The 13,433-nt window shown below is 72.2% G+C and carries 10 protein-coding genes; 6 read left to right on the top strand and 4 right to left on the bottom strand.

Going from position 1 to position 13,433, the window contains the following annotated elements; all coding sequences use genetic code 11:
- Positions 1–8: 8 nt before the first annotated feature.
- The 3 genes from ACIBI9_RS07310 to ACIBI9_RS07300 form a co-directional block, all read right to left on the bottom strand.
- Entirely contained in the window at positions 9–2,327 is a 2,319-nt protein-coding gene (locus ACIBI9_RS07310) for a hypothetical protein (RefSeq protein ID WP_397221070.1), read from the bottom strand.
- A gap of 83 nt (positions 2,328–2,410) precedes the next feature.
- Positions 2,411–3,376, bottom strand: a complete 966-nt coding sequence (locus ACIBI9_RS07305) for a carbohydrate kinase family protein (protein WP_397221069.1) — start codon at positions 3,374–3,376, stop codon at positions 2,411–2,413.
- Entirely contained in the window at positions 3,373–4,299 is a 927-nt protein-coding gene (locus tag ACIBI9_RS07300; RefSeq protein WP_397221068.1) for a pseudouridine-5'-phosphate glycosidase, read from the bottom strand. Before ACIBI9_RS07300 ends, ACIBI9_RS07305 begins: the two co-directional genes overlap by 4 nt.
- Before the next feature lie 220 nt (positions 4,300–4,519).
- Here ACIBI9_RS07300 and ACIBI9_RS07295 point away from each other — a divergent pair, with 220 nt between their 5' ends.
- Complete coding sequence (locus ACIBI9_RS07295; protein ID WP_397221067.1) at positions 4,520–6,028, top strand: phytoene desaturase family protein; 1,509 nt, start codon at positions 4,520–4,522, stop codon at positions 6,026–6,028.
- Between the two features lie 75 nt (positions 6,029–6,103).
- On the opposite strand, the gene ACIBI9_RS07290 is transcribed toward ACIBI9_RS07295, so the two are convergent.
- Complete coding sequence (locus ACIBI9_RS07290) at positions 6,104–6,661, bottom strand: TetR/AcrR family transcriptional regulator (protein ID WP_397221066.1); 558 nt, start codon at positions 6,659–6,661, stop codon at positions 6,104–6,106.
- An 86-nt stretch (positions 6,662–6,747) separates the two neighbouring features.
- On the opposite strand from ACIBI9_RS07290, the gene ACIBI9_RS07285 reads away from it, so the two are divergent.
- The 5 genes from ACIBI9_RS07285 to ACIBI9_RS07265 all read left to right on the top strand — a co-directional run bounded on the left by ACIBI9_RS07285 (position 6,748) and on the right by ACIBI9_RS07265 (position 13,340).
- Positions 6,748–7,950 (top strand): cytochrome P450, encoded by a 1,203-nt coding sequence (locus ACIBI9_RS07285; RefSeq protein ID WP_397221065.1) that lies wholly within the window; start codon positions 6,748–6,750, stop codon positions 7,948–7,950.
- 64 nt (positions 7,951–8,014) lie between these two features.
- Positions 8,015–8,716, top strand: a complete 702-nt coding sequence (locus ACIBI9_RS07280) for a response regulator transcription factor (protein WP_394490800.1) — start codon at positions 8,015–8,017, stop codon at positions 8,714–8,716.
- On the top strand, positions 8,713–10,086 hold the full coding sequence (locus tag ACIBI9_RS07275; protein WP_397221064.1) for a sensor histidine kinase: 1,374 nt from the start codon (positions 8,713–8,715) through the stop codon (positions 10,084–10,086). Before ACIBI9_RS07280 ends, ACIBI9_RS07275 begins: the two co-directional genes overlap by 4 nt.
- A gap of 24 nt (positions 10,087–10,110) precedes the next feature.
- Entirely contained in the window at positions 10,111–11,286 is a 1,176-nt protein-coding gene (locus ACIBI9_RS07270) for a glycosyltransferase (RefSeq protein ID WP_397221063.1), read from the top strand.
- A complete protein-coding gene (locus tag ACIBI9_RS07265) occupies positions 11,283–13,340 on the top strand; it encodes an ArnT family glycosyltransferase (protein WP_397221062.1) in 2,058 nt (685 codons plus the stop codon). Before ACIBI9_RS07270 ends, ACIBI9_RS07265 begins: the two co-directional genes overlap by 4 nt.
- The last annotated feature ends 93 nt before the right edge of the window (positions 13,341–13,433 follow it).

Below are 13,433 nucleotides of genomic sequence, written 5' to 3'. Positions count from 1 at the left end.
GGTGAGGCTCAGCCCGTCAGCTGGGCTTCCAGGCGGTAGCCGTCCACCGTGACGTAGACCTGGTCGCCGGGGCGGGCGTTGAGGCGCATCAGCACCGGCTGGAGGGAGTCGAAGACCGGCTGGTGGCCCTGCCAGACCAGGACGATGGCGTTGTCCCCCGGACCGGTCACCGACAGCAGGGTGCCGGGGCGCATGCCGAGCTGGGCCGCGTAGCCCTCCGGCACCGGCACGGGGCCGCCCCTGAGATGCTCCGGGGTCACCTCGATGCGCTGCCAGCGGCGCGGGTCCGAGGACGGGCTCGGCAGCGGCGGAGGCGGCGTCTGGGGAGCGCCCGCGAGGTTCCCGGAGAGCATCGGCGAACGGCCGCCCGACAGCGCCGACAGCGTCGCCAGGGCCGCGGACGGGTCGATCGAGTTCGCCGGGGCCGGCGGGATGGGCTGGCCGCCCCGGTGGTGGTGGCCGTTGGCGCCCGGCGTGCGGCGGGGCAGGGGCTGGGCGGGCGACGGGGCCGAGGCCACCGGGTCGGCGTCCGTCTCCTGGGGCAGGGCGTCGTACCAGGCCCTGGCGGAGTGGGCGCGGATGCCCAGCTCGCCCATCAGCTCCACGACGTCCGCGTCGGGCGGGCTCGAGGCCAGCAGCTGCCTCGTACGGTCCTGCAGGCGGTGCAGGTCGCCCACGACCAGCCAGCCGTCCTGGAGGCGGCGGTCGGGCATGAGCGTCACCAGCACGCGCCAGAGCGGGGTGCGCAGCGAGGGGACCATCACGGGGTGGGCGGGGTCGGCACCGATGAGCTGGTCCTCGGTGGCCGCCGCGCCGAGCCATTCGGTCAGGCGGAACATGTGGCCCGTGACCGGCGCGGACTCCGAGGAGCGCAGCCAGTGCAGCACGCGCTCCTCGGCCGTGCGCTGGGCCTGGGAGAGCGCGTCCCGGTCGACCAGCATCTTGTGGGCGAGCGTCCGCAGGCTGACCGGGTCCTCCGCGAACAGCCGGTGCACGGCCACGGCCAGCTCAAGCTTGTCCAGGCTGCGGAACAGGTTGTCCACGACCCGGACCATCGCGTGGTCGGCGTCGGTCGGCACGGGGCTGCTGGGGGCCGGCGGAGCGGTGGGAACGGGCGCCGCGTAGCTCGGGGCGCCGTTGCTCTTGGAGGCGTTGGCCGCGCCGGGGACGGCGGGCATGGAACCCGTGCTGGGACCGCCGGGGACCGCGGGCATGGACCCGGTGCTGGGCCCGCCCGGGATCGCGGGCATGGACCCGGTGCTGGGCCCGCCCGAGGACACGGGACCGCCGGGGGCCGAGGCGTTGTCCTGGCGGCCGGGCTGGGCGCCGGGCTGGGGAACAGGCTGGGGGCCGGTCTGGGGGCCGGACTGAGGGCCCGCGGGGCGCTGCGGGGCGCGGTCGGACTGGCCGGGGGCCGGGCGCGGCGGGAGGCCCTCGCCGGCGAACCCCTGCGGCTGCGCCGGGAGCGAGCCGCTCTGCGGCTGCGCGGAGAACGAGCCGGTCTGCGCGGGGAACGACCCCGTCTGCCGCGACGGGGCGTCCGGAGCCGGTTGTGCGGGGAAGGAGCCGGTCTGGCGCTGTGGCCCGCCGGCGTCCGGCGCGGGCTGTGCCGGGAAGGAACCGGTCTGGCGGCCGCTGTCCTGCCCTTGGGCGGCCAGGGGCCCGGTGCCCGAGGGCTGCTGGGCCGGGAACGAGCCCGTCTGGCGCTGGTCCGCGGCGGCGGCCGGGCGCTGCGGCGCGGCGTCGGCCTGGCCCTGGTTCGGGAAGGGGCGCTGCTCGGTGGCGCCGCTCTGGGCGGCGAACATGCCGGTCTGGGGCACCGGATCGGCCTGGACGGGGAAGGGGCCCGTGCCCCGGATGAGCGGCCGGGTGACCTCGGGGTGATCGGGGGCGGGAGCCTCACGCTGGGCCGGGATGCGGCCCAGGATCTCGCGGAAGACGGAGCCGATCACCACTTCGGGCGTCGCCGACGGCGTGCCCAGGTCGCTGGGGGACAGGCGGCGCAGCCGCTGCCAGCCGCCGAGCCCGGTGATCGCCGTACGGGTGTCCTCGGGCCAGCCCGGCAGCGCCGGATCGATGTGGTGGACGGTCAGCGCGGGCAGCAGGTCGGCCAGCGGCAGGTGGTCCCAGCGGGAGGAGGCCAGCCGCGCCAGCCGCTCGCAGATCCAGTCGAGCCCCGCCGTGCCGAGCGCCCTCGACAGCGCGAGGGAGTGCCACCATCCCGCCGGCAGTCGCGGATCGCCCAGCGCTTCGGCCACCTGCTGCGGGCGGCTCCAGCGCAGCGCAGGGACTAGGTCGCTCAGGCAGATCGATGACTCGACTTCCATCGGCGGACCTTATCCTCCCCAGTGAGCCGCGTGGTGCTGACCGAAACGCGTGTGGCTAATGGTGCAGCTTACGCGGCAAGCTATCAATCAGTGTGAATAGGGTAAAGACGGTTCAGATCCAAACCGTACCGTGGCCGACCGCCCACCTGGGCCACACATGCGGCACCAGCACGGCAACCTGCCTCCAAAGCCGCCTCCTCGCCGACACCCTGCAAGACCCCGGTGAGGTACCCGGCGGCGAACGCGTCACCCGCTCCCGTCGAGTCCACGACCTCGGTGGACACGCCTGCCGCCGCCGCGACGACCTCGCCGTCCACGGCGGCCAGCGCGCCCCGTGCTCCCAGCTTCACGATCGCTGTGCCGTATGTCTCACTCAAGAGTACGGCGGCGCGCTCCGCCGTCGTGGCTCCACTCAGCAAGAGGGCCTCATCAAGATTCGGGAGGATCAGGCCGGCAGGGGCGGATTCGCGGATGAAACGTTCAACCCCGAAGTCGCGCAGCGGGCCCGTGGAGGCCGGGTCGATGCTGATCGCGATCCCGGCCGCGGCGGCCTCGGCCATCGCCAGCCTGGCCAGCCGCAGCCCGCCCTCGGCGAACAGCAGGTAGCCGGACAGGTGGAGCCGGGCGACGCCGTCGAGCAGGACCGGGTCCCAGTCGGCCTCGGAGATCAGGCCGCCCGCGCCGCGGTTGGTGAGCATGGTCCGCTCGCCGCTCCGGTCCACCATCGCGATCACGACGGCGGTGGGGCGGTCGGGATCGACCGTGACGTGCGGCCGGACCCCCGTCTTGGCCAGCTCGGTGGTGTGCCACTCGCTGCTGTCGTAGCCGAGCCTGGCCAACAGGCGTACGTCGGCGCCGAGGCGGGCGGCCCAGGCGGCGGTGTTCGCGCCGGAGCCGCCGGGGCGGAGGAGGATGTCGGCCGCCGTGTCGGTGCCCGACATGACCGGCGAACCATGCAACGCCACCACATCGGTGACCACGTCGCCGATGACGAGGATGGCGTTGCCCGTCACGGTGCCCGTCACGGTGTCCGTCACGGTGTCCGTCACGGGCGCGGCCATGACAGGGCGATCCGGGAGGCCAGGGCGACGTTGCCGCGCACGGCGGCCAGGTTGGCCTCCAGGGAGGCGCCGCCGGTGCCGTCCACCAGGTAGCCGAGCAGGAACGGCGTGATCGCCTGCCCCTTGACGCCCTGCCGCTCGGCGGCGGCCAGCGCCTCGGCCAGCACGCGGTCGTGGAGCTCGGGGTCGAGCTGCTGGTCCACGGGGACGGGGTTGGCGACGATCAGCGCCGTCTCCTGGCCGCCGAGCGCGTCCTGGCCCCGCATGATCTCCGCCGCGTCGGCGGGCGACTCGATCCGCCATTCGATGGGCTGGCCGGAGGAGTGCAGGTAGAAGCCGGGGAAGGTGTCCGTGCGGTAGCCCGCCACGGTCACGCCGCGCGTCTCCAGGCGCTGCAGCGTCGCGGGCACGTCGAGGATCGACTTGACGCCGGCGCAGACGACGGTGATGCGGGTGCGGGCCAGCGTGTCGAGGTCGGCGGACTCGTCCTGGTCCTCGGTCCAGCCGCGGTGCACGCCGCCGAGGCCGCCGGTGGCGAAGATGCGGATGCCGGCGCGGGCGGCCAGGAACGACGTGGCCGACACGGTGGTCGCGCCGCTGGCCTTCAGCGCCGCCGCCACGGGCAGGTCGCGCTGTCCCAGCTTGCGCAGGCCGGACTCGGTCGCGATGCGCTCCAGCTCCACCTCGTTGAGGCCGATGCGGGGCACGCCGTCCAGCACGGCGATCGTGGCCGGGACGGCGCCGGCCGCCCGTACGATCCCCTCCAGCTCGCGCGCCACCTCCAGGTTGCGCGGCTGCGGCAGCCCGTGGGAGATGATCGTGGACTCCAGGGCGACGACGGGCGCGCCGCTCGCCAGGGCCTCGGCGACCTCGTCGGACGGCTGCAGAACGGAGTCGGGGGTGCTGCGCATGGTGGGTTTCGTGCTCCTTGGGTGGTCCTGGCCTACTAGGGCGAAAAGCGTATTTTACGGGATTTGTTGTGGAACACAGCAGGCTGCGGCGCTGATCGGGCGGCGGTCCACCTGAGGATCACACAGGGGGTACGGCCTCCGCCAGCGACCCGGCGGATCTGGAGAAATGTCCGAGAGTGAGCGTTGACGGGTGGTGTGGGTGGGGTCGTATGGTGCGGAGATGGGGTCGTATGACGTGATCGTGGCCGGAGGCGGGCACAACGGGCTGGTGGCGGCCGCTTACCTGGCCGGAGCGGGGCGCAGCGTGCTCGTCCTGGAGCGGCAGGACCACGTGGGCGGCCTGGCGATCTCCGTGCAGGCCTTCCCCGGCGTCGACGTACGGCTGTCGCGCTACTCCTACCTCGTCAGCCTCCTGCCCTCCGCGATCGTCCGCGACCTGGGGCTGGACCTGGAGCTGCGCCGCCGCCGCTACGCCTCGTACACGCCCAAGGGCGACACCGGCCTGCTCGTCGACAACGAGGACGCGGCGGCGACGGCGGCCTCGTTCAGGGGCGTCACCGGCGGCGAGGCCGACCACAAGGCGTGGCAGGACTTCTACGACATGACCGCGCGCGTGGCGCGGGCGCTGGCGCCCACGCTGCTCGAACCCCTCCCGTCCGCCGCCGAGGTCGAACGGCTCGTCGGCCCCGAGGCGTGGCGGGACCTGTTCCGGCGGCCGATCGGGCGGACGGTGGAGGAGCGGTTCGGGGACGACACCGTGCGCGGCGTCGTGCTGACCGACGCGCTCATCGGCACGTTCGCCGACCCCGCCACCGACCTGCTGGCCAACCGGTGCTTCCTCTACCACGTGATCGGTGACGGCACCGGCGAGTGGAACGTCCCCGTCGGCGGCATGGGCGCCGTCTCGGGGGCGCTCGAGGCGGCGGCCAGGCGGGCGGGCGCCGAGATCAGGACCGGGGCCGAGATCGTCGGGATCTCGCCGTCCGGCGAGGTCACGTTCGCGGACGAGGGCGGCGAGCACACGGTGAACGGCGGCCACGTGCTGGTCAACCTGCCGCCGGCCGTGCTCGACCGGGTGCTGGGCAGGCCCGGCGAGGTGCCGGAGGGGGCGCAGCTGAAGGTCAACATGGTGCTGACGAGGCTGCCCCGGCTGAAGGACGCGTCCGTGGATCCGCGGGCGGCCTTCAGTGGCACGTTCCACATCAACGAGAGCCGCGACCAGCTCGCCGCGGCCTACGAGCAGGCGGCGCGCGGGGAGATCCCGGAGCTGCCGCCGGCCGAGGTCTACTGCCATTCGCTGACCGACCCGTCCATCCTCGGGCCCAGGCTCAGGGGCAGGGCCGAGACGATGACGCTGTTCGGCCTCCACATGCCCGCCCGCCTTTTCCGGAAAAATCCGGATGAGGCGAGGAAGGCTGCTCTGGACGCCACCCTCGCCTCCATCAACTCGGTCCTCGCGGAGCCCATCGAGGAATGCCTGCTCAGGGCCCCCGACGGCACCCTGTGCGCCGAGGTCAAGACCCCGGTCGACCTCGAGAACGAGGCCGGGCTGCCGGGCGGCCACATCTTCCACACCGACCTGAGCTGGCCGTACGCGGACGAGGGCGGGAGGTGGGGCGTGGAGACCGGGCACGAGCGCATCCTGATGTGCGGCGCGAGCGCCCGCAGGGGCGGCGGCGTGAGCGGGATCGCCGGCCACAACGCGGCCATGGCAGTCCTGAAGCGCTGATCCCCAGCGCTGATCCCCAGCGCTGATCCCCAGCGCTGATCCCCAGCGCTGATCCCCAGCGCTGATCCCCTGTGCTTAATCCTCGGCGATCAGCCTCGTGGCCACCTCCATGGCCACGGACGCCCGCTCCGCCTCCGGCACGTCCAGGTCGAAGAGGAACGGCACGCTGCCCAGGATCACCGCGAACACCGCCAGCCGGGCCTCGAACTTCCGCACCGGGCCGGCCTCCGGATCCTCCAGCAGGGACACCATCTTGACGATCCCGGCCTGCATCCGCTCGCCGGCCGGCAGGCCCTGCATCACGCCCTGGTTCACCTGCGCGAACTTGAACAGGGGACGCCACTGCCCCTCGAGCAGCTCGCCGATCCGCCGCAGGATCTCCCGCCTGGACTCGGGGGTCTTGGGCTGCGCGTGCCCCCACTCCACCAGCTCGTCGATCGACTCGGCCAGCCGCTCCCCGACGCTCTCCAGGATCGCCTCTTTGGTGCTGAAGTGGTAGTAGAGCGCCGGCCTGGTGATCTGCAGCCGCTCCGCCACCTCCTGCAGCGTGGTCTGCTCGTACCCCTGCTCGGCGAACAGCTCCAGCGCCACCTGCCGGATCCGATCCCGGGTGTCCGTCCGCCGCCCTGCCATTCCGCTCCCATCACTTGACGGCCGGGCCACGATTGCTTACTTTCGCGTAAGTAAGCAATGCGATCCGGCTTGTACGGGAGCAGACTATGGCTGAAACCTTCCCTGTCCAGCGCACCTGTCCGTTCGCGCCCCCGCCCGAGTACGAGCGGATGCGCGAGCAGGCCCCTCTCGTACGAGCCTCGCTCCCCGGCGGGGACATCTGGCTCGTCACCCGGCACGCCGCGGCCAAACAGGTCCTGTCGGGCACGGGCATCAGCACCAACCCGGCGACCCCCGGTCACCCCAACTGGAAGTTCAGACCGGAGCCGCCCACCCCCGAGGAGCTGGCCGCGGCACAGGAGTTCGCGGTCGGACACTTCATCGACCTCGACCCGCCCGAGCACGGCCGGTTCCGGCGGCTGCTCATCCCCGAGTTCACCGTCAGGCGCGTCAAGGAGCTGCGGCCCGGCATCCAGCGCACCGTGGACGAGCTCATCGACGACATGCTGGCCAAGGGCGACGAGGCGGAGCTGGTGGAGGCGTTCGGGCTGGCGCTGCCGTCGCTGGTCATCTGCCAGCTGCTCGGCGTCCCCGTCGACGACCGCGAGTTCTTCCAGTCGCGTACCCGCGAGATGCTCTCCAACGCCGACGACCCCACCGCGAGCCACACCGCGATCATGGAGCTCAAGGACTACCTCGACACCCTGGTCACCAAGGCCGAGCAACAGCCCGAGGATGACCTGCTCGGACGGCTGATCGAGAGCGGCCGGCTCACACACGCCGAGCTGGTGGGCGTGACCTTCCTGCTGCTCGTCGCAGGCCACGAGACCACCGCGAACATGATCCCGCTCGCCGCCCTCACCCTCATACGCCACCCCGCCCAGCTCGCCGCGCTGCGCGAGAGCCCCGACAAGTGGCCCATGGCGGTGGACGAGCTGCTGCGCTACCACTCGATCGTGGACTGGGTGGCCTTCGACCGGGTGGCCGTCGAGGACCAGGAGATCGACGGACAGCTCGTCAGGAAGGGCGAGGGCATCTTCGTGCTCGGCGCCTCCGCCAACAGGGACGAGCGGGCTTTCGAGCGGCCGGACGAGTTCGACGTCGAGCGCGGGGCCCGCCACCACGTGGCGTTCGGGTACGGTGTCCACCAGTGCCTCGGCCAGAACCTGGCCAGGGCCGAGATGGAGATCGCGCTGCGCACGCTGTTCGAGCGCATCCCCGGCCTGCGGGTCACCGTGCCGGACGAGCAGCTGCCGATCAAGAGCGACGGCCCCATCTTCGGCCTCAAAGCGATGCCGGTCGCGTGGTGATCCTCATGGAACGCGCATGATTGCGTTTATCAGGTTTTCATGATGAGCCTCTAGCGTTTGTCGCATGAGTGAGCCCGCACGGTTGCTGGTAGTGGACGACGAGCCCGCGTTGCGCGAGGCGCTGCAGTCGAGCTTGGAGTTCGAGGGCTACAAGGTCGTCACGGCCAACGACGGGCAGGCGGCGCTGGACGCGGTCGCGGCCGACACCTACGACGCGGTGCTGCTCGACGTCATGATGCCCCGGCTCGACGGGCTGACCGCGTGCCGGCGGCTGCGCGCCTCGGGCAACCACATCCCGGTCCTCATGCTCACCGCCCGCGACGCGGTGGGCGACCGGGTCTCGGGGCTCGACGCCGGGGCCGACGACTACCTCGTCAAGCCGTTCGAGCTGGACGAGCTGCTGGCCCGGGTCCGCGCGCTGCTGCGGCGGGGCGCGCTGAGCGCGAGCCCCGACGAGGGCGCCGACACGCTCACGTACGGCGACCTGCGCATGGACCTGGCGACCAGGGAGGTCATGCGCGGCGACCGCAGGCTGGACCTGACGCGGACCGAGTACCTGCTGATGGAGCTGTTCCTGGCGCACCCGCGCCAGGTGCTCACCAGGGACCAGATCCTCAGCGAGGTGTGGGGGTTCGACTTCGAGCCGACGTCCAATTCGCTCGACGTGTACGTCATGTACCTGCGGCGCAAGACCGAGGCCGGGGGTGAGCCCCGCGTGATCCACACGGTGCGCGGGGTGGGGTACGTCCTACGGGCCACGCAGTGATCTGGCGCAGCCTCCGCACCCGGCTCACACTCCTGGTCGCGGTCGCCGTCGCCCTGGCGGTCGCGGTCAGCGCGGGCGCGTGCTTCATGATCGTCCGACACCAGCTGTATGAGCAGGTGGACCGGCAGCTCGGCAACCCGCCCGGCAAGAGCCCACGCGGGCAGCTGGAGTGGCTCCAGCGCGAGTGCGGCCCGGTCCCGAACCCTCAGGACCATTACGGCCCGCCGGGCACCACCCAGCTCATCTTCGCCGACGACCGTCCTCCGTGCTACACGAGCGCCGCCCTCGTGGTCACCGAGGAGGACAAAGGGGTGGCCGCCAGCCCAGGGGCGAAGCACTGGCACAACGGGGTTGCCGACGACGGCACGGAGATGCGCATCCTCACCGAGAACGTGGGGCCGGGCATGGCCGTGATGGATGCCGTCCCGCTCGGTCAGCTGCGTAACACGCTGAAGATGGTGGCGTTGCTCCTTGGCGCGGTGGCCGCGCTCGGCGTGCTCGCCGCGGCGACCGCCGGCTTGCTCATCGCCCGTGCCGCACTGCGCCCCGTGGGCAGGCTCACCAGAGCGGTCGAGCACATAGCGCGGACCGAGGACCTCGACACCCGCATCCCCGTCGAAGGTGACGACGAGATCGCCCGGCTCTCATCCTCCTTCAACGCCATGACCACCGCCCTGGCCGGCTCCCGCGAGCGTCAGAAACAGCTCGTCGCCGACGCCGGCCACGAGCTGCGCACCCCCCTGACCACCCTGCGCACCAACATCGACCTCCTCCTCCGCAGCGAGCAGACCGGCCGCAGCCTCGACCCCGAGGCCAAGAAACGCCTGCTCACCAACGTCAAGGCCCAGTTCGCCGAGCTGTCCACGCTGGTCGCCGACCTCCTCCAGCTGGCCAGGGGCGACACCGAGCACGAGCCGCACGTCGAGCTGGCCTTCCACGAGGTCGTGACGGCGGCCGTCGAGCGGGCCAGGCTGCGCGGCGCCGAGGTGGTCAGCGACCTCAGGCCCTGGTACGTCGTCGGCAGCGCCACCTCCCTCGAACGCGCCGTGCTCAACCTCATCGACAACGCCGCCAAGTTCAGTCCTGGCGGCCAGGTCGAGGTGTCGTTGTGGGAAGGCCGGCTGTCCGTGCGCGACCATGGCCCCGGGCTGCCGGAGGAGGAGCTGCCGCACGTCTTCGAGCGCTTCTGGCGCTCCCCGTCCGCCCGTGGCCTGCCCGGATCCGGGCTGGGCCTGGCGATCGTGGCGCAGGCCGTCGCGGAGGCCGGGGGAGAGGTACGTCTGGCGAATGCGCCCGGTGGTGGAGCGATCGCGACGATGGACCTTCCCGGAACTCTCATGCGTAACTCAGAATCGGATAAGTCCCGTTAAAGACCCGACCCGTGAGCTGGCTGCATGGAGATAACAGCAGTAAGGACGCGCCTGGTCGAGGTGGTCGTCCCGGTCTACAACGAGCAGCGGGCGCTCCGCGGGAGCATCATCCGGCTGCACACGTACCTCACCGGGAACTTCCCCTACGGCTTCCGCATCACGATCGCCGACAACGCCAGCAGTGACAACACCTGGCAGATCGCCACGGAGCTCGCCCAGCAGCTCCCGCACGTGCGGGCCGTGCACCTCGACGAGAAGGGCCGCGGCCGGGCGTTGCGGCTGGTCTGGTCGCAGAGCGAGGCCGACGTCGTCAGCTACATGGACGTGGACCTGTCCACCGACCTCGACGCGTTCCTTCCGCTGGTCGCGCCGCTCCTGTCCGGCCACAGCGACCTGGCCATCGGCACCCGCCTGGCCAGGGCGTCGCGGGTCGAGCGGGGGCCGAAGCGCGAGTTCATCTCCCGCTCGTACAACCTGCTGCTGCGCTCGGTGATGGGGGCCGGGTTCTCGGACGCGCAGTGCGGGTTCAAGGCCGTCCGCACGGAGATCGCGCAGGCGCTGCTGCCCGGCGTCGAGGACGAGCAGTGGTTCTTCGACACCGAGCTGCTGCTGCTCGCCGAACGGCACGGGCTGCGCATCCACGAGGTGCCCGTGGACTGGGTGGACGATCCGGACAGCCGGGTCGACATCATCCAGACCGCGCTCGACGACCTGCGCGGCCTGGCCAGGGTCGCCCGTAAGACGTTGTGGGGAGCGGCCCGCATCCCGGTGCCGGCCCGGGTCCAGCGGGCCGAGCTGCCGAAGGGGATGGCCAAGCAGCTGCCCAGGTTCGCGATCGTCGGCGTGGTGAGCACGCTGGCGTACCTGGCGCTGTTCTCGCTGCTGCGGCAGATGGTCTCCCCGCTGGCCGCCAACGCGATCGCGCTGCTGGTCACGGCCGTGGCCAACACCGCCGCGAACCGCCGCTTCACGTTCGGCGTCAAGGGCTCGGTCGGGGCGATGCGGCACCAGTTCGAGGGCCTGATCGCGTTCTTCGTCGGGCTGGCGCTCACCTCGGGGAGCCTCGCGCTGCTGCCCGTCGGCGTCTCGCACGGGGGGGAGCTGGTCGCGGTCATCATCGCCAACGCGGCGGCCACGCTTGTCCGCTTCCTGCTGCTGCGCGTGTGGGTGTTCAACCCCAAGCGGAGGATGGCACGATGACCGCCACCGCCATGCGGCCCGGGCACCGGGCCGCCACGAGCCGCAGCCTGCCCGCACGCGTCTTCCTGGGCGCCGAGGAGGACCCGCGCTGGTCGCGGCCCGCCATGTGGGCGGTGCTCGCCGTCGCGTTCGTCCTGTACGCGTGGGGGCTGAGCGGCAACGCCAACGAGTACTACGCCGCCGCCGTCCTGTCCGGCACGCAGAGCTGGAAGGCGTTCTTCTTCGGCGCGCTGGACGCCGGGTCGTTCATCACCGTGGACAAGCCGCCGCTGGCGCTGTGGGTGATGGGGCTGTCCGCGCGGATCTTCGGTTACGGCACGTGGAGCATGCTGCTCCCGCAGGCCCTGGCCGGGGTGGCCGCCGTCGGCCTCGTCTACTCGGCCGTGCGCCGCGCCTGCTCCGGGAGGACGTACGCCGACGCGGCGGCCCTGGTCGCGGCCGTGGTCATGACGCTCACCCCGATCACCGTGGCGATCAACCGGGACAACAACCCCGACACGATCCTCGTGCTGCTGCTCGTGCTGGCGGCCTGGTTCTGCCTGGAGTCGCTGCGTACCGGGCGCCTGCGGTCGCTGCTGGTGTGCGCGCTCTTCGTGGGGCTGGCCTTCAACGCGAAGATGCTCCAGGCTTACCTGGTCGTCCCGGCCTTCGCGCTGGCGTACCTGCTGTGCGCCCGCGTGCCGTGGCTCAGGCGGGTGGGGCACCTGCTGGCGGCCGGCCTGGTCATGCTGGTGTCGAGCGCCTGGTGGATGGTGATCGTCGACCTCTGGCCCAGTGACTCGCGGCCGTACGTCGGCGGCTCCACGGACAACTCCGTCTGGGACCTCGTGATCGGCTACAACGGGCTCGGCCGGATCTTCGGCCAGGGCGGCGGCCCCGGCGGCGGAGCTGGTGGCGGGCCCGGCGGTGGCGGCGGCTTCGGCGGGGAGTCCGGGGCCGGGCGGCTGTTCAACGACGTCCTGGCGGGGCAGATCTCCTGGCTGCTGCCGTTCTGCGTGGTGGCGCTGGCGTTCGCCGCGGTCATGCGGGTGCGCCGGATCGAGGGTCCGTCCGGGGCGGCGTGGCTGCTCTGGGGCGGCTGGCTGGTCGTCCACTACGTCGTGTTCAGCTTCTCCAGCGGCACCTTCCACCCGTACTACACGACCGCGATGGCGCCCGCCGTGGCGGCTCTGTGCGGACTGGGCGGGGTGACCATGTGGCAGGAGTACCGGCGGTCACGGACCTGGGCCTGGGCACTGCCGCTGGCGGTGGCCCTGACGGGCGGCTGGTCGTTCGTGGTGCTGCGCCGCACGCCCGACTGGGCGCCGTGGCTGGCCTGGGTCGTGCTCGGGGCGACCTTGGCCGCCGTGGTGGTGCTGGTGCTGGCCAGGGTACGGGCGCAGGTGACGGTCAGGATCGCGGCCCTCGCGCTGGCGGCCACGGTGGTCGCGGTGCTGGCGGGGCCCGCCGCGTACGCCGTCACGCCGCTGGGCTCGCAGGTGAACGGGACGAACCCGACCGCCGGGCCGAACGCGGGGCAAATGGGCTTCGGCCGGATGGGCGGCGGCCCGGGCGGCCAGTTCCGGGGCGGTCAGTTCCCGGGCGGTCAGTTCCCCGGCGGCGACTTCCCCGGAGGCCAGACGCCTGACGGCCAGACGCCCAGCAACCAGACGCCCGGCGGGCAGGACGCGGGCTCCGGGACGGGACGGGTCGGCCGGGCGGGCTTCATGGGCGGCGGCCCCGGCGGCGGGATCAGCGACTCCATGGTCAAGTACCTCCTGGCGAACCAGGGCAAGGCCACCTGGCTGGTCGCGGTGAACAGCGCCATGCAGGCGTCGCCGACCATCCTGTCCACCGGCAGGCCCGTGCTGGCCATGGGCGGCTTCACCGGCAGTGACGCCGCCATGACCGTGGATCGCCTCAAAGAGCTCACCTCCTCCGGGCAACTCCGCTACGTTCTGTCGGGCGGCGACCGCGGCGGGCCGGGCCGGGGCAACACCGAGGTGACCACCTGGGTCCAGCAGAACTGCAAGGCCGTAAACGGCCAGGACGGCCTCTACGACTGCGCCGCGTAACCGGGCAAGGGGCGCCTTGACGGCGCCCCTACCCATCAACCCGCTCATTCTCGGGCCAGCTGCCCATCAAGGCCGAAGTCGCCCAAGACTGGA

Source organism: Nonomuraea sp. NPDC050451 (assembly GCF_044458585.1).
Note: the sequence above shows the minus strand (reverse complement) of the source record. Positions and strands in the feature narration are given on the sequence as shown.